Source organism: Pseudarthrobacter sp. MDT1-56 (genome assembly GCF_059383555.1).
The window spans coordinates 280,337-304,332 of the sequence record NZ_JBWZCK010000005.1 but is presented as its reverse complement, the minus strand read 5'-3'; the positions used below and the strand labels follow the sequence as shown (position 1 = coordinate 304,332).

The window sequence follows — 23,996 nt, the reverse complement described above, 5'->3', positions numbered from 1 at the left end:
GTCGGGCGTGGCGGGGTCAGGCGTTGGTGCGGCCGGCCAAGCGGGCACTGGTGCGCCGGATCCCGAGGCCGAGGAGGAGCACGATGCCCACCATCAGCGGAGCGGAATAGAGCAGGATGCCGTTTTCGCCGGAGGGGTCATAGACCTCGGGCCGGGGCCAGGCGAGGTTGACCACCATCACGGCGCCGTAGAGCACCGCGAGGATGTTGACGGGCAGTCCCCAGCGTCCCAGCGAGAAGAGCCCGGCCGGCATGGTCTGGCCCACCCGGTCCCAGTCGCCGCGGAGGCGGTTGAGGAGCTGCGGCACGGTGACCAGGAGGTAGGCCAGGTACACCATGACGATGCAGACGCTGGTGAGGGTGGTGAAGAGTGCGGCGTTGCCGACGTTGATGGCGAGCACGCCCACGGCCAGGGCGCCGATGGCGATGGAGGGCCACATCGGGGTGCCGCGGGTGGGGTGGACGGAGGAGAGCAGGGCGGAGGCGGGGAGTTTGCCGTCCCGCGCCATCGAGAACACCAGGCGCGACCCGGCCGTCTGGATGGCCAGGGTGCAGACGAAGATGGCCACGGCCACGTCCACCAGGAGCACTTTGCCCCAGAAGGTGCCCAGGACTGCGGTCAGCACGTACGGGAGGCCCTCGGTGGCGAGCCGGCCGTCGTCGAGGCTGGGAGCGGCCATCAGCGCCGTCACGATCATCAGCGCCCCGCCGATGCCGGAGATGATCAGGGCCGACAGGATGGTCCGGGGTGCCGTGTGCCGCGGGGACTTCGTCTCTTCGGAGAGTTCACCGGCGGAGTTGAAGCCCACCATGACGTAGGCGGCCATCAGGCCGGAGACCATAAACGCGCCGACCGCCCCGAGGTCGGACCCCGCCATGACGGTGGTGTCCATGACGACGTCGGGTCCGCGCTGGGCGGCGGTGATGAGCGCCAGGATCACGGCGACGACGCCGACGATTTCGCAGGTCACCCCCACGGAGTTCACGTGGGCCATCAGCTTGACGCCCAGGGAGTTGATCACGGTGGTGACCACCAGCAGGATGGCGCCGAGGACGACGGCGTTCGCAGCGCCGGTGGTGGTGTTCAGGGCGGGGTCGCCGCCGACCAGCTGGAATCCTTCCCAGAGCTGCGGCAGCACCACCTGCATGGCGATGGCGGCTGCGGCGGCGGTGACCACCTGCGCCAGGGCCATGAACCAGCCGGCGAACCAGCCCACCGTTTCACCGCCCACGCGCCGGGCCCATTGGTAGACCGCGCCGGAGAGCGGGTAGCGTGCGGCGAGCTCCGCGAAGTTCAGGGCCACCAGCAGCTGGCCGAGCAGCACCACCGGCCAGGTCCAGAAGAAGGCCGGGCCGGCGAAGGAGTAGCCGAACGCGAACAGCTGGAAAATGGTGGTCAGGATGGAAACAAAGGAGAAGCCTGCCGCGAAGGAGGCGTAACGGCCCAGTTTGCGGTGCAGGGACGGCTCGTAGCCAAGCGACGTGAGGTCTGCATCATCCGTCTGCGCGGATGAGGGAAGAACTGTGGTTGTCATCGGAATCTCCGGGGCTGGAACGGCGTGGGGGTTGAGGCGTTCCGGCAAATGCAGCGCTGGGCCCAACACTGCGGAATACCGGTCACTTGATAGTTTTCCAGCCGGAGATCCCGAACTCGTTTCGCCCGTGTAAAAGGTACGTAGCCGGATTATTTCGGTGATGTTTCCGCGATCTCACCGGGCTGCGGGCGGCGCCGGAGGGCCCCGCCGGGGTGCAACAATGATGCCGTGACCACAACCGGCCCGGGGCGCCCCCGCAAGCAGCAACCCTCCCGACCGGGGGCCACGGCCCGTGAGGAAATCCTCGATGCCGCCGCCGAACTCTTCACCACGCAGGGGTACGCCACCACCTCGACCCGCTCCATCGCGGAGGCCGTGGGGATCCGCCAGTCCTCGCTCTACCACCACTTCAGCACCAAGGACGACATTCTTGAGGTGCTGCTGGCGGGCACCGTGGCCGGCGGCCTCGCCTTTGCCCGCAGGGTCTGGTCAGGGAACAACGAAGATGGAAGCCCGACGGCGGCGGCGGCCCGGCTGCACGCCGTCGCCCTCTTTGACGGAACCCAGTTGTGCAACGCCCGCTGGAACCTCGGGGTGCTCTACAACCTGCCGGAGGCGCGCAGCGCCCGGTTCCACAGTTTTATGGCGGACCGGAAGGAACTCCGGGGGCTGTACCAGCGCCTGGGTGCGGAACTGCCGGGGAACGGCTGGTCCAGTACCAGCCAGAACGGGGACCTGGCGTTCCGGCTCGTGGAATCCCTCGTGAGCCTGCGCGCCGACGGGCTCGCCACCCCGGACTCCCCGCTGCAGGCAGCCGACGCCGGCATCGTCCTCTGCGGGCTGGCCGACAGCCTTGCGGCGATCCGGGACCGGAGTGCGGCGCTCGTGGCGGGTATGGGCTGAGCGCCTGCGGCCGCTCCTGACGCTGGCCCTTCCCGGCCCCGGCCCTGGTCAGAGCCCGCGCGAATCCGGACGCGCATCAAGCGCCCGTTCAACCTCCAGCAGGAACTTCCGTCCGCCGTCGGTCAGGGCCGGCATCTCAAGGAACGTGCGCTCCGGAACCTTTAACTCCAGGCAGTCCAACATCCACCGCACGTCCGAATAGAGCTCCCCGGCGACGTCCAGCGGCACCGGTTTGCCGCCCTCCATCCGGAAGCCCGCCACGGTCAGGGTGTCCGCGGTGATCCGTCGCCGCAGTTCCCACGTCGGCGTAGAGCCCTCGAGCAGCCAGTGGACCGCCATGCGGGTCACCACGGCCGTCGCGTGGTCCGCCGGGAAGGCCACCGTCTCGGCGAGGTAGTCCCACAGCGGGCGACCTCCGTCGCACAGCTTGCGTCCGGCCGGCGACAGGACCAGCTTGCCCTTGCTCTTCCGCAGCAGCTTCCAGGCCTGCAGCTGCTGGCGCAGCATCAGAACGGGCAGGGTCTGGCTTTCGCGGTTCGCAGGTCCCGGCCAGCGGTAGGCCCAGCCGAGGTCGCGGACGGCCTCGCTGACCACGGCCGGCTTGAGGTACCCGTCCTGGGTCAGTTGCAGTCCGTCCGCGCCCGCCCGGTCCAGCAGCCACTGCACGGGACGGACGACGGCGTCGATCTCCTCGTCCGTGGGCGGTTCCGGCCAGAGGCGTTTGACCAGCTCGTCCAGGCGGCTGTTGAGGGCGGCGGCGTCGAACGCGTCCGGCGCGAAGGTGCCGGCGTCCTCGCCCGTTGCGAACTTGTACCAGTCGGAGAGCTCTGTGTGCTCCTCATGCGAGGGATCGGCCAGGGCTTCCATGAGGCGCGCGTAGCCGTAGGGCCCGCCGGAGTCCTCCACCGGGCCCCGGTTGGCGCCGCCGATGCAGCGCACCGCACCGGCAGGCAGTTCGGCCGGCCCCATCACTTCGAAAGTGTGCGTCCACGCATCGCCAAAGTCGTACTCGTACTCCAACGTGCCCGGTCCGGCCTGTTGCGCGTCCAGGAGTTCAAAGAGCACGACGCCGGACGCCGGCTCGTCGCCCATCTCCTCCGCCGCACCGTCGGGGCCGATGATGACCCGGGGCTGGCCGAGCCGGTCCACGCACCGGAAGCCAAAGAGGTGGCGGTCCTCCCAGCCGAAAGCAGCCTGGAGGACCCGGTGCAGTTCCGGGACAGTGATGGTTTCCGGCACCAGCAGGCGCCGCCAGATCTCGGGTTCGGTGTCCTGGATGCTGACGCGGAGGTCGTAGGCGGGGACGGTGGTGGCGGGATCCATGCTGGCTATCCTGCCAGACCCGCGGGGACTGCGCGCTGCGTTGCGCCGGAACCGCCGCACTGGCTAGGCTTGATGGTAAGCATGCTTAGCATGTGCGTGGCGTGCAAACTGTCCACGCTGAGACCCACCATCCGGAGGTACACCATGACTGACCAGTACACGTTCAAGAACCCGGTGACGGCGTACGAGCAGATCGAACCGCCCGAGCAGAGCCAGCCGGAACCCGGCCTGGACGCGAAAATGACGCCAAAGGCGGACCTGGGCGAAAACACCTACCGCGGCACCGGCCGGCTGGAAGGCCGCAAGGCGCTCATCACCGGAGCGGACTCCGGCATCGGCGCCGCCACGGCCATCGCCTTCGCCCGCGAGGGGGCCGACGTCGTGATGTCCTACCTGCCCGAAGAAGAAGAGGACGCGGCCCGGATCGCCGGGCTGATCGAGAAGGCCGGCCGCAAGGCCGTCAAGGTCCCCGGCGACCTCAAGGACGCCGCGGCGTGCCGCGAACTGGTGGAGACCGCCGCGCGGGAACTGGGCGGCCTGGACATCCTGGTCAACAACGCCGGCAAGCAGGTGGCGCAGGAAGCGCTCGGCGACATCACCGACGTCGAGTTCGACCACACCTACAAGACCAACGTCTACGCGATGTTCTGGCTCACCAAGGAGGCCATCCCGCACCTGCCGGCCGGGTCAACCATCATCAATACCACGTCCATCCAGGCGTACAGCCCCTCGGCCACCCTGGTGGACTATGCCTCCACCAAGGGTGCCATCAACAACTTCACCAAGGGCCTGGCCCAGCAGCTGGCACCCCAGGGCATCCGGGTCAACGCGGTGGCGCCAGGGCCGATCTGGACGCCGCTGCAGCCCAGCGGCGGCCAGCTCACCGAGGACCTGCCGGAGTTCGGCAAGGAGACACCTCTGGGCCGTGCCGGCCAGCCGGCCGAGCTTGCCCCGGCGTACGTGTTCCTGGCCTCGGCCGAGTCCAGCTATGTGATCGGCGAGACCCTCAACGTCAACGGTGGCCTGCCGACGCCGTAGTTCGGCGCCGCGCGCGGGCTCCGGTCCCGGCGCCTGCGCCGGTCGGGCGCGGGTCGGGCGCGGATTCAAAACTAGCGGGCTCTTCCCGGTACGGCTCGGGGCCGCCGGGCAGGGCCCGCTGTGTTGTGCCTTTCTTCCGGCTGCACTGTTCTCTTGGCCGGGCCACACTGCTACCTTGGCTGGATGGAACGATCTTTGGTTAGGCCCAGGAATGGCAAGGTCATCGCGGGCGTGTGCGCAGGCCTCGCTGACCGCTTCGGTATCTCCAGGACGCTGGTCCGCGTCGGCTTCGTGTTCTTCGGCCTGTTCGGCGTCGGGGAGCTCGTCTATATCGTGCTGTGGATCATCATGCCCAAGAGCCCGTAGCGGCAAGAGCGGGTGCGCGCCGTGCGCGTGCTACCCGCCCAGGTTGTGGATGATGAACGCGCTGAGAAACCCGACGGCGGCCACCAGCCCGGTGAGGTTGTGGTGTTCCTCGAACGCCTCGGGAATCATCGTGTCGGCCAGCATGGCAAGGATCCCGCCGGCGGCCACGGCCGTGATGAACGCTACGGCTTCCTTGGGGGCGTTTTCCAACGCGGTGAATCCCAGCAGCGAGGCCCCACCGCAGAGCAGGGCGATGCCGCCCCAGACACCGAACACGTACCCCGCGCTACGGCCGGCTTTTTTCATGCCGGCCGTGCTGGAAAGCCCCTCGGGGACGTTGGAGATAAACACGGCCGCGAGCATGGCAGGGCTGACGGCCCCGGCCGTGATGAGTCCCAGGCCAAGGACCACCGATTCCGGGATGCCGTCCAGGAGAGCGCCGACGGCGATGGCCGTGCCGCTGCCGGGGCTGTCCTTTTCGGAGGGCTGCTTGCCCCCGGACCGCTTCCGGTGTTTCGCCCCGGAGCGTGCCAGCAGGGCGTTGGCGCTGACGTAGACCACGGCGCCGGCCAGAAACCCTGCCACGGTGGGCCACAGCCCGCCGCCCTGAACGGCTTCATCCACCAGTTCGAAGGCGAGCGCGGAGATGAGCACACCGGCGCCGAAGGCCATGATCGAGGAGACCAGCTTCGCCGGGATGGTCCACTTCCAGGACAGCCAGGCACCGAGGACCAGCGCCCCGCCCGCCAGCGTTCCCCAGAACATTGCCTGCGCCCACATCGGCATGCGTTGACCTTCCGCGGCCGCGAAGCCTGCTAGCTGGAAACCAAGGGAGTGTTCGGCGTTGAGCTGCCGGGCACCCCTCAGAATTCTTGCAGAACTTGGCGGTGAATGGCCGCAGCAGCACGACGGGACTTCGTGACGCCACCCAGGAGCAGCCGGGTCGTGCTGTTAGAGCCTATGGAGAAGCGGTCGAAGTAGCCCAAAACTCCTCGGCGCCGCACCGGAAAAATTACGCAATGCTTTTGTAGCGCAATTTTGCTTAGGTATGCCTAATCTAATACCATCGTCCGGGTGACCACGCAGATCGATTTCATGCGGGTGCCCTTTGCCTCGGATCTCGCGAGCTACGGGGACAGACCTGCCATCCTCACCGACACACTGACCCTGACCTACCAGGAGCTGGCGGAGCGGGTCGACGACCTGGCTGTCCGGCTCGGCACCGAACGGCGTCTTGTCGCGCTGGCCGCAGCGAACAACCTCGAATCGCTCGTTGCCTATCTGGCGGCACTGGCAGGCGGGCATCCCCTGATCCTCCTGCCCGAGGACAAACCAGCTGCCTTGGAATCCGTCGTTGGGGCCTATGACCCTGATGTGATTGTGCGGTCAGGGAACGGGCGCACTGTCCTTGAGGAACGTCGGCCGGGCACCCGCCACGAGTTGCACCCGGATCTTGCCCTGCTGCTGAGCACGTCCGGGTCAACGGGCTCGCCGAAGCTTGTTCGTCTCTCGCATGCGAACCTGCAATCCAACGCGGAGTCTATTTCCGAGTACCTGAACATCGGCCCGGACGACCGTGCTGCGACGACGCTTCCGATGTCCTACTGCTACGGGCTGTCGGTGATCAACAGCCACCTGCTCCGCGGTGCGGGACTGGTCCTCACCGACCTTTCCGTCGTTGATCCGTGCTTCTGGGAGCTTTTCCGAAAAGGCGGTGCGACGGCATTCGCCGCGGTTCCCTACACCTTTGAACTCCTGGAACGGGTGGGGTTCGCGGACATGGAGTTGCCCGGTCTGCGCTACGTGACCCAGGCCGGCGGCCGGCTCGCACCGGAGGCGGTGCAGCGCTACGCCGGGCTCGGCCGCCGGAGTGGCTGGGATCTTTTCGTGATGTACGGCCAAACGGAGGCCACCGCCCGGATGGCTTTTCTGCCTCCTGACCTCGCGCCCACAGTTCCCGGAGCCATTGGCATTCCCGTCCCCGGAGGCGCCTTCCGCATCGACCCCGTTCCCGGCCTGGAGCATGGCGAACTTATCTACACGGGCCCGAACGTCATGCTCGGTTACGCCGAGACGGCCGAGGACCTCGGGAAGGGCCGGAGCATCGGCGAGCTCCGCACCGGCGACCTCGCCCGGCAGCACCCCACAGGAGTCTACGAAGTGGTCGGGCGCCGCAGCAGGTTCGTCAAAATCGTCGGGCTGCGCGTTGACCTCGGGCAGGTGGAGCGGATACTGGCCGACCTCGGCGTGCAGGCAGCCAGCGCCGGGACCGACGACGGCCTCGTCGTCGCTGTCGAAGGCGACCACGACAAGCGACTGCTGCGCAAGGTCCTGGCCGAAGGATTGGGGCTGCCGCGTGCCGCTCTCCAGATCCATACCGTCGAAGATCTCCCGCGGCTGGCCACGGGCAAACTGGACTATCAGGCTGTCCTGGCGCTGTCCCGGCCCGAACCCGTGCACGCGCCTGCGGACGGGGCCGCCGACGGCCCCGGCAGCGTCCGAAGGATTTTTGCGGACGCACTGGAGGTCGCCGACATTGCAGACGGCGACACTTTTGTCTCCCTCGGTGGGGACTCGCTGTCCTACGTGGCGGCATCGGTCAGGCTGGAACAAGCTTTAGGCCATCTTCCGCCGGATTGGCACGTGACGCCTGTACGGGACCTGGAACCACGACGGCAAAAAGCTCCGGCCCGGAAGCTGCGGAGGTTCGTTGCGCCGCTCGAAACGAGCATCGTGTTGCGGGCCGTGGGGATCGTCCTGATCGTCAGTACACACGTCGGTTTGTTCAGCTGGCAGGGCGCGGCCCATGTCCTTATGGCCGTGGCCGGGTACAACTTCGCCCGCTTCCAGCTCTCGGGGGAGCGTGTACAGCGCCTGCGGCGGCAGCTGGCCAGCCTGGCCAGAGTCATCGTGCCCAGTGTGGCGTTTATCGCCGTCGCTTATCTGATCACTGACAAATACACACCTGCCAATATCCTGCTCCTGAATGCCATAATCGGGCCGGAGGCAGTGACTACACAGTGGCACTTCTGGTTCATCGAAATCCTGGTCTACCTTCTCCTGGGAATGACAGCCTTGCTGGCCGTTCCCTGGGTTGACCGCGCCGAGCGGCGTTTCCCCCTGCTGCTTCCGCTGGCTCTGACCGGAGCCGGGCTGTTCACCCGTTACGAACTGGTCAACCCGGGAGTGCCGAACACGGCGCCGGCCCTCTGGCTCTTCGCGTTGGGCTGGGCCATTGCACGGTCCCGGACGGTAGCCCAACGATGCGTAGTCTCAGCGATTGCGGTACTCACCGTTCCGGGGTTCTTCGAAAACGCGGCCCGGGAATGGACGCTCCTCGTCGGGATCCTGATGCTCATCTGGCTGCCCAGCATCCCGGTGCCGAAGGGCCTCCGCCGTCTCGCGGTGATGTTGGCCAGCGCATCCCTTTACGCGTACCTGGTCCACTGGCTGGTCTACCCGCCCTTGGTCGGGATAAGCCCGGCACTGGCCGTCGCGGCGTCCCTCGCCGCAGGGGCAGCGTACTGGGCCCTGTGCATGCGCGTGGTGGACGCAGCCACCCGCCGGCGGACCCGCTCGAAGAAATCCCTCAAACAAGTTCCCCCGTCCGCCTCGCGGACCAGTGAACATTCAGCGGGCTAGCGTCTGCCCCGTGTGAACTACTTCTCCGGGCGGCCGCCGCTTGATCCTGCTGCCAATCAGGACAGCCCAAAAAGGTGTGGTTGCAGGCACTCCCGGCTCCGGACCTGTACCCCGGCCGGCTGGCCAGGTCACCGCTTACTGGACCCGCGACCCCGGCAGGGACCAGGCCAGGGACGATGTGAAGGGTTCGCTGGGCAGGGAGCCGGCGGACCAGGACTCTGTGGACCGCACCACGGGAGTATGCCCGTGGCCGTCCTGGAGCATGGCGCGCACCGTTGCGGTGCCGGCGGCAATCACGAGTCCGAACAGCAGGACTACGAGCAGTTCCATTTTTGATTCCTCGGGGGTGGAGCGGATTGGATGACACCAGTTTCTGCAGCCCCCGTGTGAGCAACAGTGTGAATCCCCTGCGGCTGAATAACCGGGACGCCGGAGGACCTTCCGGCGTAAAATTACTCCTAGGGCCGAGACGTGGATTCGGCTCCTCGGTCCGCCAAAGATCGAGTCCCCAGGCACCACTCCCCCACAACCCAAGGGCCGCAAAGCCTGGGCTGTGCTGGCCTACCTCGCCCTGCAGCCGGACGGCATCAGCCGGTCCCGGACCGCCGCCCTGCTGTTCCCGGACGCCGCGGATCCGCTGGGTGCCCTGCGCTGGAACCTCTCCGAGCTGCGCCGGACCCTGGCAGGGGTCTCCATCGCCGGCGACCCGCTGCGGCTAACCCTGCTGCAGCCCTGGCATTGGGATGCCCTGGCCGGCGGCCGCGGCGCCGAGGTCGCCGATTTCCTGCACCGTGCGTTGTCGGCGGAAGCGCCCGACGGCGGCTCCCGGACTGCCGCCGCTGCCTTCCGCGAGCTGGGCTACCTGTCCGTGCAGCGCGGTGTCCCGGACCGGGCGGCGGGCTGGCTGGACCGCGCGATGCAGGCGGCGCGGGGCATCCCCGACGAGCAGGCCCGGATCTTCGCGATCCAGGGAATGCTGGCCTCGGACACCGCACACTACAGGGATGCGGTGGCTGCCTTCGCGGAGTCCAGGAGACTGGCACGGGCGGTCCGGAACCAGCGGCAGCAGGCGTTCAGCGAAGCGCTGCTGGGGCGCGTGCACCTGCTGCGGGGGGACCTGGAGCTCGCGGCCGCCGCCCTGGACCGGGCGCTCGGCGGGATCGCCGAAGAACACTGGACCGCGTTCGAGCCGTTTGCCGCCGGAGTCCGCGGCGAAACCTACCTTGCCGCCGGCCGGCTGGACGCCGCGGCGGACCTGATCGACCGGTCCTGGGTGATGGCCGAGCTCGCAGGCGACCACTGCTACATGGCGCTGGCCGCTGGCGCCGAGGCCCGGCTGTTCCTGGCGCACGGCGATCTCGCGGCCGCCGAGCACTGGATCGACCGGGGCCTGGAACCCAAGCCGTGGTACCTCTGGTACACCGCCCGGCTGCTGGATGTCGCGGCGGAAGTCACCATCGCCACGGGTTCGCCGCGGGCCTCACAGTTTGTGGAACGGCTGGCCGCGCTGGCCAGTAAGAGCGGCATGCGGGAGTTCGTGGTGCGGGCGCAGTCGCACCGGGCCGTGCTCGGCGACGAGGCCGCGGCCCAGGCCGTGCCCTGGCTGGCGAACGAGATCTACAACCCCGCGTTGACGGCGTTCCTTGCCCGGCGGCACAGCGTGGCTCTCTGAGCATTCCGCGGGTGAGCGGGTCCGCAGCCGATTCCGGAAGCCCTGTCCCGCCGTCGTCCGCGGGACTACCATGCAGCTGTACCGATGGGATTGCCACCGTGCTTCACTGTTGCGTGGAAGGACATCTGTCATGGAATGCATTACGTGGTTCGCCCCGATTCTGCCCGGGAAACTGGACGAGTGGAAGGCGAACGTCGAGGAAATAAAGGGCCCGCGCCGGGAAGAGCACGAAGCCTCGCGGGCGCGCATGGGCCTGGTCCGGGAAGTCGCCAGCCTGATGCAGACCCCGCAGGGGGACTTCACCTGCATCTTCCACGAGTCCGAGGACCTGGCCAAGGCCTACCAGACGCTCGCCGCGTCGGAGGATCCGTATGACGTGTGGTTCCGGGATCATCTGGCGAGTGTGCACGGGATGAGCGTGGACATGCTGATGGGGCCACTCCCGGCCACGCTGTTCCTCGACTACCGCGCCGCCGGATAGACGCTGTCGAAGCAGCACACCCGGGTTAAACAAAAGCAGGGCCCGTCAAAGACGGGCCCTGCTCGAAACCTGTAAGGTTCCGGACTCAGAAGAGTTAGCTGAAAGCTAAGTCTTAGAGAGCCTGGATGTTTACGGCCTGGGGACCCTTGGGGCCCTGCTCGGTTTCGAAGGAGACCTTCTGGTTCTCTTCGAGGGAGCGGAAGCCGGAAGAGGCGATCGCGGAGTAGTGTGCGAAGACGTCCTGTGAGGAGTCATCGGGGGAAATGAAGCCGAAGCCCTTTTCAGCGTTAAACCATTTGACGGTACCAGTAGCCATTATTTTTTGTCCTTCGTGAAGGTGGAGGAAAAGTCCCGACTTTCGGGTCCTCCGGTGTGGGGTGCTCAAAACCGCTGCTTCAGAAGAACAAGGTCTTTCAACCTTGCGTACTGCCTGAACTACGAACTGCATAAACACAACAACAGGATCAACACTACAGGAGATTTCCGGAGCGGATTACCACCGCGGTTTGAGCGGCGCCTCCGGTGCCTCATTTTGGGGCCCCCCGCCCGGACGCCGAACGGATCTAGAATGGCGGCATGACACCGCAGGAATTGGCCAACCTGGCGCACCTGCGCCGGGCACGGGACCTGATCGACCGCGATTACGCCCGGCCGCTCGATGTGCCCACCGTGGCCGCCGGCGCCCTGATGTCCCCGGCGCACTTCTCCCGCCAGTTCAAGGCGGCCTACGGCGAGACGCCCTACAACTACCTGATGACCCGCCGGATCGAACGGGCCATGGCGCTGCTGCGGGCCGGTGCCAGCGTCACCGACGCCTGCATGGAGGTCGGCTGTACCTCGCTGGGATCGTTCAGCTCACGGTTCACCGAGATCGTCGGAATGAGGCCCAGCGAATACCGGTCCCGGGAGCACCACGCGGTAAAGGCGATGCCGCCGTGCATTGCCCGGCTGCGCGCGCGGCCCGCCCGCAAACCGAGCAGGATTGAAGAAGCGCCCCCGCGAGCGCAGTAATAGCGTGGGAGACATGAACATTTCACTGCAGTATTCACAGATCACCGTCAACGACCTCGACGAGTCGCTCGCGTTCTACCGCGACGTGCTCGGCCTGGACGTGCGCAACGACGTCGGCTCCGACGGGCAGCGCTGGGTCACCCTCGGCAGCACGGCCCAGCCGGACCTGGAGCTCGTCCTGTCCGAACCGCACGCCGGCCGCTCCCAGGACGACGGCGACGCCCTCCAGCAGCTGCTCGTCAAGGGCGCCCTCCCCATTCTCGTGTTCCGCACGGACGATCTGGACGCCACCTTCGAGGCGGTCCGCGCCTCCGGCGCGGAGGTCCTCCAGGAACCCATCACCCAGCCCTGGGGCCCGCGGGACTGCGCATTCCGCGACCCGTCCGGCAACATGGTCCGCTTCAACCAGGCCGCCTAGCCCCAGGGGTGCGCGGGGACGGGTTCTCCCCCGGTCATGCCAGCGAGCATCGTCCGGTTCCGCGCACCGGTTTTGCGCAGGATCGAACCGACGTGCTTTTCCACCGTCTTGACCGAGATGCCCAGTTCCCGCGCTATCTGCTTGTCCGCCATGCCGCGGACCACCATGTCGTGGACCTCCTTTTCCCGGGCGGTGAACGAGTCGGCTGCCGACTCGGACTCCGGGGAGGAGGCGCCCAGGAGGTGGTCGAAGATGGCGCCCTCCAAGAGCGCCTGGCCCTGGCCCGCCGCGACCAGGATGCGGGCAATCGTGTCCCCGCTGGCCCGCCGGTTGATGAAACCGCGCACCCCGGCCTGCCGCGCCGAGCGCACCTGCTCCACGGTGGGGTTGTCGGTAAGCACAACAATCGCCACGCCGGGGTCCACCTCCCGGATCCTGGCCAGGACGCCGGTGGTGTTCTGGTGGACCATGTCCAGATCCACCAGGACGACGTCCGGGCGCAGCAGCTCGAATGCGTCGCACAGTTGCTCGGCGGTCCGGACCTCGGCGGTCACCTGGATGGCCGGTTCGGCGATGCTGAGCAGCCGGACCAGGCCGGCGCTGATGACCGGGTGGTCATTGGCGATGAGGATCTTCCACTGCGGCCGCCCGGACGCCTCCGGCTCCGGTGCCCGGTCCGGCAGGGTGGCGCGGACCGTGGTGCCCCAGCCGGGGGTCGTGTCGATGTGCAGCTCCCCGCCCAGGTGGATGGCCCGGGAGCTCATGCCGTGCAGTCCCAGGCAGCCCGCGGGCAGGGTCGCGTGGTCGCCGTGGGCCGCCGCGAGGTCAAAGCCCTGCCCGTTGTCCTCGACGACGACGGCGAACGTCCCGGCGTCGTAGATCAAACCCGTGCGGACCGTCGTGGCCCGCGCGTGCGTCACCACGTTGTTGAGCGCTTCCTGGACGATCTTGAACGCCTGATGCGCGATCTCCGGTGCGAGCGGGCGCGCGTCCCCGATCACCGTCAGCTGGGTCGCGGCGCCGGACATCGCCTCCACCCAAACCAGTTCGCCGGCGATCGCCTCATCCAGGGTCCGGCCGGCGAGCGCCGCCGGCCCCATGCCCAGGACCGTCCGGCGCGTCTCGGTGAGCGCGTCGTGGGCCATGGTCCGGGCCTTGCTCAGGTGTGGAGTCACCGTGTGCTCGCCGCCGTCGAGCCGGCTGGCCTTTTCGGCGTCGTCGAGGCTGAGCAGCAGGGTGGCCAAGGAACGGCCCACGGTCTCGTGGACATCCCGGACGGCGCGTTCGCGTTCGGCGGCGACGGCGGCCTCGCGTTCCCGGATTGACGCGGTGGCATGCAGTTCGGAGTTGGCCAGGGCGATGGCGGCGTGGCTGGCGAAAAGTTCGGCCAGGCGGGCTTCCTCGGCGGTGAACACCCTGCCCTGCTCCGGGCTGAACACGATGAAGGCCCCGATGATCTGCTCGCCCCACCGGATGGGAACCCCGATCACGGCGCAGTTCCAGCGCGGATCCGTCGCCGGGATATGCCCGCGTTCGATGCTGCTGTAGGCGTCCAGGATCACGGTGGAGCGGCTGCGCACGATCTGGCCGGTGAAGCCTTCCCTCAACGAGAAGGTCTGGCCCTCCTGGCACCCGACGCCGATGTCCACTTTCTTCGTGTAGGTGCCGCTGGCTTCATTGACCAGGGCGATGGAGCCTGACTCGCAGCCCAGCAGGGAGGTCGCATGGCCCAGGACCCGGCCCAGCAGCGGCTGCAGCTCGAACCGCCCGGCGAGGTCAAAGGCCAGCGCAGCGACGGAATCGAGTTTGTGCTGGGCCCCCTCGACGTCGCGCAGGCTCCGGACCAGCGTGTCGAATTGCGGCTCGGCTTCTGACATGGTTCGTCCTCCTTGACGAAACGCGGGCCCAAGGGGGTGCCGGTCTGCTGGGAATCTACCACCACAACCGGATGTTCGGACACCCCGTGCGTGCGGGTTATCCCGCCCCGCGGAGGTGGGGAAGTCCTCATACCGCCCGCGCCGGGCCGATGGTTGGGTGGAAGCACAGAAGGTTACGCCAGCACCAGTTCCCACAGGGAGAAACTCATGGCCCGCATCGGGATCCTGACCAGCGGCGGCGACTGCCCCGGCCTGAACGCCGTCATCCGCTCCTGTGTGCTGCGCGGGATCCGCGTCCACGGGGATGAGTTCGTGGGATTCACGGACGGCTGGCGCGGCCTCGTGGAGGGCAGCACCATCAACCTGGACTGGATGAGTGTGCGCGGCATCGCCGGCCTCGGCGGGACCATCCTCGGCACGTCGCGGGTCAGTCCCCTGGGGGAGGGCGGCGGCATCGACCGGATCCAGGCGAACCTGAGGTCCGAGGGGGTGGACGCCCTGATCGTGATCGGCGGCGAGGGCACCATGGCGGCGGCGAAGATCCTCAGCGACTCCGGCATCCCCATCGTCGGGGTGCCCAAGACCGTGGACAACGATCTGTCCGCGACGGACTTCTCCTTCGGCTTCCACACCGCCGTAGAGATCGCCACGGAAGCGATCGACCGGCTCAAGACCACCGGGCAGTCCCACCACCGGTGCATGATCGCCGAGGTGATGGGCCGGCACGCGGGGTGGATCGCGCTCTACGCCGGCATGGCCACCAGCGCGCATGCCATCCTCATCCCGGAGCAGACGGCCAGCCTGGCGGAGATCTGCGAGTGGGTGGAAGGCCCGTTCCGACGCGGCCGCACCCCGCTGGTGGTCGTGGCCGAGGGATTCATCTCAGCCGGCATGGCCGCCCCGCATGCCGACCGCGGCCTGGACGGCTTCAACCGGCCCCGGCTCGGCGGGATCGGCGAGCGCCTCGCCCCCGTAATCGAGGAGCGGACCGGCATCGAGACCCGGTCCACGACGCTCGGGCACATCCAGCGGGGCGGCGCCCCGAGCGCCACGGACCGGGTCCTGGCCACCCGGCTGGGCCTCGCCGCCGTCGACGCGATCCATGACCGGGCCTGGGGGAAGATGGTCGCCACGCGCGGGGACGAGATCGTCCGGGTGAGCCTGGCGGAAGCCGTGGGCAAGCTCAAGACCGTCCCGCAGCACCGCTACGACGAGGCGACGTACCTCTTCGGTTAAGCGTCCACGTCCGACGGCGGACCGGCCGGCGGGTGCCTCACCGCTGCTAACGCCACCTAATGACACCCCAAACAATTGCTTGACACAACCAGGCTGTGGTATTTGACTCAAGTTGTCATATCCACTTTTTGGAGGAACATGTTGAACGCACCCAGGAAATTCGCTGCACTCTCGCTGGCCGTTGTGCTTACGACCGGCGCCACCGCCGCCGCTCCGGCCTTTGCTGTGGGCGAGGGCCCCAATTACGGGGGCAATGAGACCATCAACACCTCGATCCTGCGCTCCTACGACGAGGTGGTCGCTGAACTGCAGAAGCAGGACGCCCGCCAGTCCGCGCTGGAGCTGGAAGTGATCGGACAGTCGGTCAAGGGTCGTGACCTGTACCTGGCGAAGTACCTGACCAACCCGGACAACCCGACCATCCTCTACCTGACGCAGCAGCATGGCAACGAACAGCTGACCACGGAGGGGGCACTGGAGTTCATGAAGCATCTGGGAACAGCCAAAGCCCAGGGAGTGCTCGACGGAGTGAACATCCTGGTGGTCCCCATGCTCAATCCCGACGGTGCCATGGGTGACGTCGACTTCCCGCTGGATGGTTACATCGCCGACGGCGGCAGGACGCTGACGCGGACCAACGCGAATAACGTGGACCTCAACCGCGACCATGTGAACAAGCTTGAGCCGGAGACTCAGGCGCTGCACGGGAATGTGATGCGTGCCTACGACGTCGATTACATGATTGATCTCCATCACCAGGGGACGCAGAGTGAACGGGACGGGGAGCTGGTGTCGGGTTCGATTCTCTACCCCACCACCCCCAACGTCGACCCGGCTGTGCTGGAAGGATCCAAGCGCCTGGGTGCCGTGGTGTTCAACGCCGTCGACTCCACCGGGTGGGGCCACCTTGGCAGGTACGTTGGCGGAGACGCCGAAACCATCAGCCGCAACGGCATCGCCGTGGAATACGGCATTTCGACCATCCTGTTCGAAATGCGCGGCATGTCGGACAACACGAGGGAATCCGCAGTGCTCGGCCAGAAGAGCAACGGTTACCTCATCAAGCAGACCGTTGTCACCCTGGACGCCACGGCCCGGGCCATCGCCAACGGTTCGATCGCCACGGCGGACACCTCGTTCTGGGACACCCTCGCGGAGCAGACCAACCGCACCTCCGAGTAGGTCCCTCGACGTCAGCGGAGCCGGCCACCACAAGGTGACCGGCTCCGCCGTCGTACTGGACGAGATGCAGTGCCTAGAAGACCCGGATCGGGATCTCGGCCGGGTCCATGAGCAGCGACTCGATCTCGTCGTCGAGCTTGACCAGGGTGATGGACGCCCCGGCCATGTCCAGGGAGGTGCAGTACTCGCCGACGTAGCTGCGGCCCACGCTGATGCCCTGCTCCGCGAGGCGCTTGTGGGCCTGGCCGTAGAGCAGGTACAGCTCACTGATGGGGGTGCCGCCGAGGCCGTTGACCATCAGGGCCACGCGGTCGCCGTCGCCGAAGGGCAAGTCACCGACAATCGGGGTGAGCATCTCCTCGACGATCTCGTTCGCGCTCATCATCTGGGCACGGCGACGGCCCGGCTCGCCGTGGATGCCGACGCCGATCTCGATCTCGTCCGGGCCGAGTTCGAACAGCGGGCTGCCCTTGGCCGGCGGGGTGCAGGCGGTCAGCGCGACGCCCATGCTGCGGGTGACGGAGTTGACCTTCTCGCCGATCCGGATGACCTCGTCCAGGTCCGCGCCGCGCTCGGCGGCGGCCGCGACGGCCTTGATGACGAAGAAGTTCCCGGCGACGCCGCGACGGCCGATCGTGTAGGTGGAGTCCTCCACGGACACGTCGTCGTTGATGAAGAGGGTCCTGACGTTGATGCCCTCGGCGGAGGACATTTCCTGGGCCATGTCGAAGACCATCTTGTCGCCGGTGTAGTTGTTCACCAGCAGCAGCACACCCTTGGGCGAGGCCATCATCTTGGTGGTCTCGTAGACGTAGTCAAACGGCGGGGCGGCGAAGACGTCGCCCGGGCAGGCGGCGTCGAGCATGCCCTTGCCCACGATCATGACGTGCGCCGGTTCGTGGCCGGAGCCGGAACCCTGGACGATCGCGACCTTGTTCTGGTCCGGGCCGTCCGCGCGCATGATTAGGTTGTATTCCGGGACGTACTTGAGCGTGTCCGGGTTGGCCAGGGCCAGGCCTTCGAGCATGTCGGGGACGAACTGCTTGGGGTCGTTGACGAACTTTTTCATAGGAGTCTCCACGTCGTTGTGATGGTCAAGTTGAAAAGGAACAGAAACAAATAGTGGCTAGCGCTGGTCCCAGCCCTCGGTGATGCGTTCGATGATGATGGCGATCGCGACGGCGCCCGCGTCCGGGGAGCCGATGCTGCGTTCTCCGCTGTAACTGGCCCGCCCGCGCCTGGCCTCCAGCGTGCTGGTGGCGTCCGCGCATTCCCGGACGGTCTTGGCGAACGCGGCGCGGCATTCGGCCGGTCCGGCGTCGGCGGCGAGCTGGCGTTCCAGTTCGTCGGTGGCCGGGACCAGCGCGTCCAGCAGCGTCTTGTCCCCCAGGCTAGCGTTGCCCCGGGCCATGATGCCCTCGGCGGCGGCGCGCAGCATCGCGACGGCGGCGGCGCCGTCGATCTTGTCCACGGTCTTGGCGGCGGCGGAGGCGCGCAGGAACGCGGTGCCCCACAACGGGCCGGAGGTCCCTCCGATCCGGGAGGAGATCACCAGGGCGATCTGCTGTAGGAAGGTGGCGACGTCGTCGCGCTTGAGCGCGTCCCAGTCCTGCAGGACCTTCTCGAAGCCGCGGGCCAGGGAATAGCCGAGGTCGCCGTCACCGACGACGGCGTCCAGGTCGCCGAACTCCTTTTCCTTGTCGACGGCGGTCTGCGCAATTGTGCGGACGACGTACTCGACGTCGGCGAGGTCGGTGGCGGTCATGGGGTCTCCGTCGGGGTCGAAGGGGCGGTGGGGGTGCCGGTGCCGGGCCTGGGCTGTGACGTCGGCTGGGGCAGCGGCCGGTCCAGGATCTCCCGCAGCGTCTCCAGCGTGACGGCGCCGGGGACTTCGACGCCGGCCGGGTTGGCGAGGGTCTCGGCGGCCTCGCCGGGATCGCCCAGGGAGCTGACCACCAGTGAGGCGCCGGTGAAGTCCTCGTCCCGGGTGTAGCCGCTGACGGTGACCAGGGTGCGGAGTCCGGCGGCGAGGGCTGCGCGCAGGCCGTTGGCGCTGTCCTCGACCACCACCGCGTCGTCGGGGTCCAGCTGCAGTTCCCGGAGCGCCAGGAGGTAGATGTCCGGGGCGGGCTTTTTCTGCCGGACGATGTCGCCGGCGAACATGGCGAAGTGCTGCGCGAGCTCCCCGCCGACGGCGTGGGTGAGGACGGCCCGGACGGCCGGCTCCGCGGAGGTGGAGGCCACCGCAAGGGTCCACCCGGCGTCGTGCGCTTCCTGGGCGAGCCGGGCGATACCGGGCCGGGCGGGCATCACGCCGGAGGCCACCAGTTCCTTGTAGATGGCGGTCTTGCGCTGGTGCCAGGCCAGAATGGCCCCGTCCACGGCGGCGTCGTCCCTGAGGCCGAGGCGTGCGGTGAGGTCGGGTGTGAGGATGCTGCGCATGCGTTCCTTGCCGCCGCCGATCTTGACCTTCTCCCCGTATTTCTCCACGCTCCACTGCACGGGGACGTTGAACTCGGTGAAGGTCTGGTTGAAGGCCGGGAGGTGGCCGTGCTGTTCGGTGTCGGCGAGGACGCCGTCGCAGTCGAAGATGAGCGCCGGCATCAGCGGCCGCCCTTGCCGGCGCTGCCGAACTGCTCGGTGAGTTCCTTGACCATGGTCATGACGTCCGCCCGGTTGTGTTTGAACAGCGACGGCGGGTCCCACTTGTTGTTTTCTTCGGCGCCTTTGAGGAAGGCCAGAGAGGACTTCATGAAGGTCTCCTTCAGGGCGGTGGAGATGTTGACCTTCGCGCAGCCCCGGGCGATCAGGTCCGCGAACTGCTCCGGGCTCAGGCCGGACCCGCCGTGCAGGGCGATGGGGATGTTGCGGGCCTCGACGATCTCGGTGACGCGGCCGACGTCGAGCACGGGGGCGGCCTTGTAGGAACCGTGCGCGTTGCCGATCGAGGGGGCGAAGACGTCGATGCCGGTGGCGTCGATGAAGTTCAGCGCGGTTTCCAGGCTCTGCTGCGGAGCGACGTCGTCCGAGCCGTGGTCGTCCTCGACGCCGGTGATCGCCTCGATCTCGCCTTCCACCTGTGCGCCGTACTGGCGGGCCTCGGCGACGACCTCGATGGTCTGGCGCTGGTTTTCCGCCACGGGCAGGTTGGAGGCGTCAAAGAGCACGGAGTTCCAGCCGGCCTTGAGGCATTCGGTGACCACATCCCGGTCCGGGCAGTGGTCCAGGTGCAGAGTGACCGGGACTTGGATGCCGCGGGTCAGTGACTGCCACATGTCGAACAACTGGCGGGAGCCGATGCTCCGGACCGTCTTGACCGAGGTCTGCAGGATGACCGGGGAGTTCGCCTCCTCGGCGGCGGCAAGGACCCCCTCCATGGTCAGGTCGTTGAAAATGTTGATCGCCGGCACCCCGTAACGGGCATGGAAGGCCGGATCAACGATGTCCTTGAGGGGCACAACACCCACGGGAACCTCCTAGGTTGGCTGCCTCCCACGCTAGGGGAGCTTCGCCGCTTCGGGTACGGGGGGAACCCCGCATGCGCCCTTGGGGGTCATCCCCACCTGTCGGGCCGGACGGGTGCCGTGTTTGAGTTGGCCCACTATCCCCCAGCGAAAAGGATCAGAGCCATGGCCGACGGAACCGTACTGGAAACCATCACCCTCGAGGAAGCCCAGCAAGTCATCGACGCCGCCGCCAAGAAAGCCGCGGAGATCGGCCAGCCGATGGACATCGCCGTGGTGGATGCCGGCGGGAACCTCAAGGCGCATGCCCGGATGGACGGGGCCAACATCGGCTCCATCACCATCGCGATCAACAAGGCGTACACCTCCATCGCCTTCCAGTGCGAGACCGGCGGCCTGCAGGAAGCCACCCGGCCGCACGGGCCCATCCACGGGCTGAGCGACGCCCACGGCGGCCGGCTGGTGGTGTTCCCCGGCGGCATCCCGCTGGTGCGCGACGGCCGGATCATGGGCGCGATCGGTGTGTCCACCGGCACCATCGAGCAGGACCAGGAGGTCGCCGAGGCCGGAGCCGGGGCTTACTGACCGGGCTTCACTCAGCGCCGCCCTGAATCATCCTCTGCGCGTCAGCCCGGGCCGCGCATCAGTGACCGCGCCGTCTGCAGGGAGTGCCGTGTCGACGAAATTCCCTGACGAGATCTGCCGCTTGACCTGCTCAAGCTCATCTTTGAGCAGGTCAACGGTGGCACGGTATTTTTCGAAGTCCGCCGCCCGGCGCCTGGCCACGGCGAAACCGATGCTGGCGGCAAGAATGGCGAGCGGAAACGACACCAGCAGGGCCCAGCCGGAGATGGCAAGGAAGTCCAGCGCTACGGGGAGTGCCTGCTGGAATGCCAGGAAGTCGTTGACCCCACTGACCACTCCGTTCAGCGCGGAGTCCAGCGGGCCCAGGAACTGCCCCACGAGAGGCGTCCCGGAAAGCGACGGAGCGCTCAGCGGCGGGTCTCCCCCTGCCGACCAGCGCGAATCACCGAAATGGTTCAGGACGTAGATCCCGGCGCCCGCGTTGAGGGCTGCGAAGAGCAGGACGGAACCGAGCGCCGTCCAATGAAGCCTGCGCGGACGCCAGACGCCGGCCACGAGCGCGAAGACGGCGGCCGCAACCCAAGAATAGATGCGGAGTTCGTCGCGGCTCAGGCCGCCCAGTAGATCCAAGGAATTCCCTGCCCCCTTCAGTTGGAATCAATGCTTGATCCGGTCGCAGGCGAGCCTACCCCAGTCAGGACTCCCGCACCTTCCAATGAGCGCCGCCCCAGGCTACCGGGAGCGGGAACCGGCATATTCCGGGACGACTGGAGGCGAAGCCGCTTCTGCCCGCCATGGGATGGCCGGACTGTCCGCGGGCTCTTCGCTGCGGCTCCAGCGCCCAACCGCGCGGCCCACGGCCATCGAAAGCCGGTGGGACGGCTGTTCCACGTAGCGGTAGAACAGCTCGGCGGCCGCAAACGAGGCGGCCACGGAGACGGCGAGCGCCAGCGGAAGCGAGACCGATCGCAGCAAGGTGACGCCGGCCAGGATGATCGGAAGGTGCACAAGATAGAGGCTGAAGGACACGCGTCCCAGCCATTGCGCGGCGGCCGTGTCACCGATCCTCTTAGCCGAGCGGCAGGACACGAACAGCAGGACGATCAGCGTCGCGCCCACCGTAACAACGGCCTCGACGCCGGGGATCGGCTGCGCGGGGCTGATCCATTCCGCGTTGGCCAGGAATATGCCCGCGGCGGCTACGAAGATCCAGACGACGCGGGGCCAGGACTCGGTCAGTTCACGGATCCGCTCACGCTCGGCGCCGAGGACGGCCCCGATGGCGAAAATCGGGAGGTAGGACAGCCACTCCACGTCCTGCAGGGCCCCCACCGCGACCAGCAGGAGCGCAACGCCGATTTTCACGTGCCAGAAGCGCCGCCAGCGGAGGGCGATGAGGACGTAGGCCGGGAGCAGGAGGGAGAACAGAACTTCCCATTTGAGGGACCACAGCGGGGTGTTGATGGTGCTCGCATTGAGCAGCAGCAGCCCGTCCTTGAGGACCTGGCCCATGCTGGGGTCGGTGACGTAGATGTCCGCCCACGGGCTCTGCAGCGGCGATGCCGACCGGGGAATGATGGCCATCAGCGCCACAGCCACCGCAAGGGACGCCCACGCCGGCAGGTAGAGGCGGAAGAAACGCTTGGCGTAGTACTGGGCCCACTTCCCGGCTGCCCCCGGCCGGGTGAACGGCAGGACCAGGACGAAGCCGGAAAGCACAAAGAAGACGTGGACAGCCGGAGTGCCGTTCCAGAGCAGGTGCAGCGGGGAGAAGACGGCCCACGCCTCCGCGGTGTTGAGCCCCGCGGAGCGGTCGCCACTGACAACGTTCCCGATTCCCGGGAGCGTTGACAAGGCGTGACAGGCGACAACCAGCAGGGCGGCAAGCCCCCTGAGGCCATCCAGCTGCGTGACTCGTGTTTGACCGTTTTTAGAGCGCATTCACCTTATGTTACCAGTTCGTTACATTGCGCCCCTGGCGGCTGGGCGTATTTTCAGTCCGTTCCGTGGAGACCGGACCGGTGGCCGCGACGTCATTCCCGCCCCGGGCTTCCGGCATCAGCCCCGGCGCAGCGGCCAGGGGCTCCACCCGCCTGCCACATCCCGCAGCCTGACCTCAGCGTCGTGGAGGCGGGCGTCGTCGACAGAGGCGGGTTCGCCTTGTCCGCTTTCCGAGCCGGAGCCGTCGAACGCGGTCAGGGCGTATTCGCTCCACCGCTTGCGGCCCACGGGGTAGCGTTCGCTGTAGCCGCCGGCCGCTACAGAGAGCACCAGCCTCTCCAGTCGGCCGGCTGTTGTCTCCACCGTTTCGTCGCAGGCGTCGCAACCGCAGACCGGAAACGCGAAGTCATGCAGCACCCCGGCGTGCACCATCACCCCCGGATACCCGGTCAGCACAAACGTCAGGGCCGCCGCCCGGGAATCCCGCGGGGCGACTTTGACCGCCCGCAGCAGGTCCCGGCCCTCGATCAGCAGCTCGCCGGCATGCACCGGATTGTCCAGGACCTCGACGTCGTACACGGCCGTGAGATGGTCGATCAGGGCACGGACGACGACGTGCAGCCCGGCGAAACGCTCGGGGTGGCTCTCCACGCTGTAGGACTCCGGGTCGGGCGCACCCGCGCCCCATTGCCGGCCGTAGGGAATGGGCTCCCCATCGCGGTTGTAATAGGTCTCAGCCGTCAGGGCGGGCCGGACGTAGCGGGGCTGTCCCGCTGACCGGAACACCGGAAGGGGCCTTGCCGGGGGCTCCTCCGGCTCTTCCTGGGCCCAGTCGGACAGCACGGAAATCAGCCCGCGGACCGCGTCGTCGTCAGCGCTGCGCAGAGCCTCGAGCAGGCGGTCAACCTCGAACGCCTTCTCCCGGTTTCCCACCGTGGAAGGGGCCCCTTCGTAGGCTGTCCACTTCGCGTCCGGCCGGAGCCCGGCGATGGTGTTCCCGACGAAGACCGCCGCAGCAGCACGGAGGGTGCTGTCGTCCGCGAGCTGGGAGCCGGCCGTGCGCAGGAACCGGATAAGCCGCTCAGGGTCCGCGGCCAGCTCCTCAGCCCGGACTCCCTGGGCCTCGCAGAATTCAACGAACGGGCCATAGGCTTCAAGGTGCCGGACCACCGCGGGGCCGGCCCCTTCCCGGTACAGCGCCGTGCGCCGCGGCATCGGTTCCGGCATTCCGGTGGGCTGCCCTTCGAACAAGTCCTCTGCTGTCCCCATAACCGCGATCCTAATCCCCCGAGCTCCTCGTAGAGTCCGCCGACGTTCGTACCG

Annotated in this window: 24 protein-coding genes; 11 read left to right on the top strand and 13 right to left on the bottom strand. The window is 67.6% G+C overall.

Annotated elements, in window-relative coordinates; translation table 11 throughout:
• Positions 1 to 16 precede the first annotated feature (16 nt).
• The gene (locus AC50YC_RS09680) at positions 17 to 1,534 is read right to left on the bottom strand and encodes an amino acid permease (protein ID WP_494953315.1); all 1,518 of its coding nucleotides are present in this window, start codon (positions 1,532 to 1,534) and stop codon (positions 17 to 19) included.
• Between the two features lie 228 nt (positions 1,535 to 1,762).
• Here AC50YC_RS09680 and AC50YC_RS09675 point away from each other — a divergent pair, with 228 nt between their 5' ends.
• A complete protein-coding gene (locus tag AC50YC_RS09675; RefSeq protein ID WP_494953314.1) occupies positions 1,763 to 2,437 on the top strand; it encodes a TetR/AcrR family transcriptional regulator in 675 nt (224 codons plus the stop codon).
• Between the two features lie 48 nt (positions 2,438 to 2,485).
• Here the strand turns inward: AC50YC_RS09675 and AC50YC_RS09670 are convergent, their stop codons facing one another.
• A complete protein-coding gene (locus AC50YC_RS09670; protein WP_494953313.1) occupies positions 2,486 to 3,760 on the bottom strand; it encodes a plasmid pRiA4b ORF-3 family protein in 1,275 nt (424 codons plus the stop codon).
• A 144-nt stretch (positions 3,761 to 3,904) separates the two neighbouring features.
• On the opposite strand from AC50YC_RS09670, the gene AC50YC_RS09665 reads away from it, so the two are divergent.
• Complete coding sequence (locus AC50YC_RS09665; protein ID WP_494953312.1) at positions 3,905 to 4,798, top strand: glucose 1-dehydrogenase; 894 nt, start codon at positions 3,905 to 3,907, stop codon at positions 4,796 to 4,798.
• Positions 4,799 to 4,981: 183 nt separating this feature from the next.
• Positions 4,982 to 5,164, top strand: a complete 183-nt coding sequence (locus AC50YC_RS09660; protein WP_494953311.1) for a PspC domain-containing protein — start codon at positions 4,982 to 4,984, stop codon at positions 5,162 to 5,164.
• A gap of 30 nt (positions 5,165 to 5,194) precedes the next feature.
• Here the strand turns inward: AC50YC_RS09660 and AC50YC_RS09655 are convergent, their stop codons facing one another.
• A complete protein-coding gene (locus AC50YC_RS09655; RefSeq protein ID WP_494953310.1) occupies positions 5,195 to 5,950 on the bottom strand; it encodes a ZIP family metal transporter in 756 nt (251 codons plus the stop codon).
• Between the two features lie 288 nt (positions 5,951 to 6,238).
• On the opposite strand from AC50YC_RS09655, the gene AC50YC_RS09650 reads away from it, so the two are divergent.
• A complete protein-coding gene (locus AC50YC_RS09650) occupies positions 6,239 to 8,806 on the top strand; it encodes an AMP-binding protein (protein ID WP_494953309.1) in 2,568 nt (855 codons plus the stop codon).
• 135 nt (positions 8,807 to 8,941) lie between these two features.
• Here AC50YC_RS09650 and AC50YC_RS09645 read toward each other — a convergent pair whose 3' ends face one another.
• Positions 8,942 to 9,136 carry a hypothetical protein gene (locus tag AC50YC_RS09645; protein ID WP_494953308.1) on the bottom strand — a complete coding sequence of 65 codons (195 nt, stop codon included), beginning with the start codon at positions 9,134 to 9,136 and terminating at the stop codon, positions 8,942 to 8,944.
• 223 nt (positions 9,137 to 9,359) lie between these two features.
• On the opposite strand from AC50YC_RS09645, the gene AC50YC_RS09640 reads away from it, so the two are divergent.
• Both AC50YC_RS09640 and AC50YC_RS09635 read left to right on the top strand, forming a co-directional pair.
• Positions 9,360 to 10,478 (top strand): hypothetical protein, encoded by a 1,119-nt coding sequence (locus AC50YC_RS09640; protein WP_494953307.1) that lies wholly within the window; start codon positions 9,360 to 9,362, stop codon positions 10,476 to 10,478.
• A gap of 130 nt (positions 10,479 to 10,608) precedes the next feature.
• Complete coding sequence (locus tag AC50YC_RS09635; RefSeq protein WP_494953306.1) at positions 10,609 to 10,959, top strand: hypothetical protein; 351 nt, start codon at positions 10,609 to 10,611, stop codon at positions 10,957 to 10,959.
• Positions 10,960 to 11,071: 112 nt separating this feature from the next.
• Here AC50YC_RS09635 and AC50YC_RS09630 read toward each other — a convergent pair whose 3' ends face one another.
• A complete protein-coding gene (locus AC50YC_RS09630; RefSeq protein WP_024365339.1) occupies positions 11,072 to 11,275 on the bottom strand; it encodes a cold-shock protein in 204 nt (67 codons plus the stop codon).
• A gap of 260 nt (positions 11,276 to 11,535) precedes the next feature.
• Between AC50YC_RS09630 and AC50YC_RS09625 the strand changes: the two genes are divergently transcribed.
• A complete protein-coding gene (locus AC50YC_RS09625) occupies positions 11,536 to 11,970 on the top strand; it encodes a helix-turn-helix transcriptional regulator (protein ID WP_494953305.1) in 435 nt (144 codons plus the stop codon).
• A gap of 13 nt (positions 11,971 to 11,983) precedes the next feature.
• Positions 11,984 to 12,388 (top strand): VOC family protein, encoded by a 405-nt coding sequence (locus AC50YC_RS09620; RefSeq protein ID WP_494953304.1) that lies wholly within the window; start codon positions 11,984 to 11,986, stop codon positions 12,386 to 12,388.
• On the opposite strand, the gene AC50YC_RS09615 is transcribed toward AC50YC_RS09620, so the two are convergent.
• Positions 12,385 to 14,265 (bottom strand): GAF domain-containing protein, encoded by a 1,881-nt coding sequence (locus AC50YC_RS09615; RefSeq protein WP_494953303.1) that lies wholly within the window; start codon positions 14,263 to 14,265, stop codon positions 12,385 to 12,387. The genes AC50YC_RS09620 and AC50YC_RS09615 overlap by 4 nt on opposite strands.
• Positions 14,266 to 14,472: 207 nt before the next feature.
• On the opposite strand from AC50YC_RS09615, the gene AC50YC_RS09610 reads away from it, so the two are divergent.
• Both AC50YC_RS09610 and AC50YC_RS09605 read left to right on the top strand, forming a co-directional pair.
• Positions 14,473 to 15,501 (top strand): ATP-dependent 6-phosphofructokinase, encoded by a 1,029-nt coding sequence (locus AC50YC_RS09610; RefSeq protein WP_494953302.1) that lies wholly within the window; start codon positions 14,473 to 14,475, stop codon positions 15,499 to 15,501.
• A gap of 138 nt (positions 15,502 to 15,639) precedes the next feature.
• Entirely contained in the window at positions 15,640 to 16,683 is a 1,044-nt protein-coding gene (locus AC50YC_RS09605) for a M14 family zinc carboxypeptidase (protein WP_494953301.1), read from the top strand.
• A 73-nt stretch (positions 16,684 to 16,756) separates the two neighbouring features.
• Here the strand turns inward: AC50YC_RS09605 and dhaK are convergent, their stop codons facing one another.
• From dhaK to AC50YC_RS09585, 4 genes are read right to left on the bottom strand one after another with little or no spacing between them, the layout of a single operon-like run.
• Positions 16,757 to 17,752, bottom strand: a complete 996-nt coding sequence (gene dhaK / locus AC50YC_RS09600; RefSeq protein ID WP_494953300.1) for a dihydroxyacetone kinase subunit DhaK — start codon at positions 17,750 to 17,752, stop codon at positions 16,757 to 16,759.
• 57 nt (positions 17,753 to 17,809) lie between these two features.
• On the bottom strand, positions 17,810 to 18,448 hold the full coding sequence (gene dhaL, locus AC50YC_RS09595; protein ID WP_494953299.1) for a dihydroxyacetone kinase subunit DhaL: 639 nt from the start codon (positions 18,446 to 18,448) through the stop codon (positions 17,810 to 17,812).
• Complete coding sequence (locus AC50YC_RS09590) at positions 18,445 to 19,287, bottom strand: HAD-IA family hydrolase (protein WP_494953298.1); 843 nt, start codon at positions 19,285 to 19,287, stop codon at positions 18,445 to 18,447. The genes dhaL and AC50YC_RS09590 overlap by 4 nt, the downstream gene beginning before the upstream one ends.
• Positions 19,287 to 20,150, bottom strand: coding sequence for a class II fructose-bisphosphate aldolase (locus AC50YC_RS09585; protein ID WP_494953297.1), 864 nt, complete (start codon positions 20,148 to 20,150; stop codon positions 19,287 to 19,289). Before AC50YC_RS09585 ends, AC50YC_RS09590 begins: the two co-directional genes overlap by 1 nt.
• Positions 20,151 to 20,312: 162 nt before the next feature.
• Here AC50YC_RS09585 and AC50YC_RS09580 point away from each other — a divergent pair, with 162 nt between their 5' ends.
• Entirely contained in the window at positions 20,313 to 20,732 is a 420-nt protein-coding gene (locus tag AC50YC_RS09580; protein WP_494953296.1) for a GlcG/HbpS family heme-binding protein, read from the top strand.
• Between the two features lie 27 nt (positions 20,733 to 20,759).
• Here AC50YC_RS09580 and AC50YC_RS09575 read toward each other — a convergent pair whose 3' ends face one another.
• The 3 genes from AC50YC_RS09575 to AC50YC_RS09565 form a co-directional block, all read right to left on the bottom strand.
• Positions 20,760 to 21,362 (bottom strand): hypothetical protein, encoded by a 603-nt coding sequence (locus AC50YC_RS09575; RefSeq protein WP_494953295.1) that lies wholly within the window; start codon positions 21,360 to 21,362, stop codon positions 20,760 to 20,762.
• Positions 21,363 to 21,464: 102 nt separating this feature from the next.
• Positions 21,465 to 22,673, bottom strand: a complete 1,209-nt coding sequence (locus tag AC50YC_RS09570; RefSeq protein WP_494953294.1) for an acyltransferase family protein — start codon at positions 22,671 to 22,673, stop codon at positions 21,465 to 21,467.
• 117 nt (positions 22,674 to 22,790) lie between these two features.
• Positions 22,791 to 23,942 (bottom strand): DUF6226 family protein, encoded by a 1,152-nt coding sequence (locus AC50YC_RS09565; protein WP_494953293.1) that lies wholly within the window; start codon positions 23,940 to 23,942, stop codon positions 22,791 to 22,793.
• Between the last annotated feature and the right edge of the window lie 54 nt (positions 23,943 to 23,996).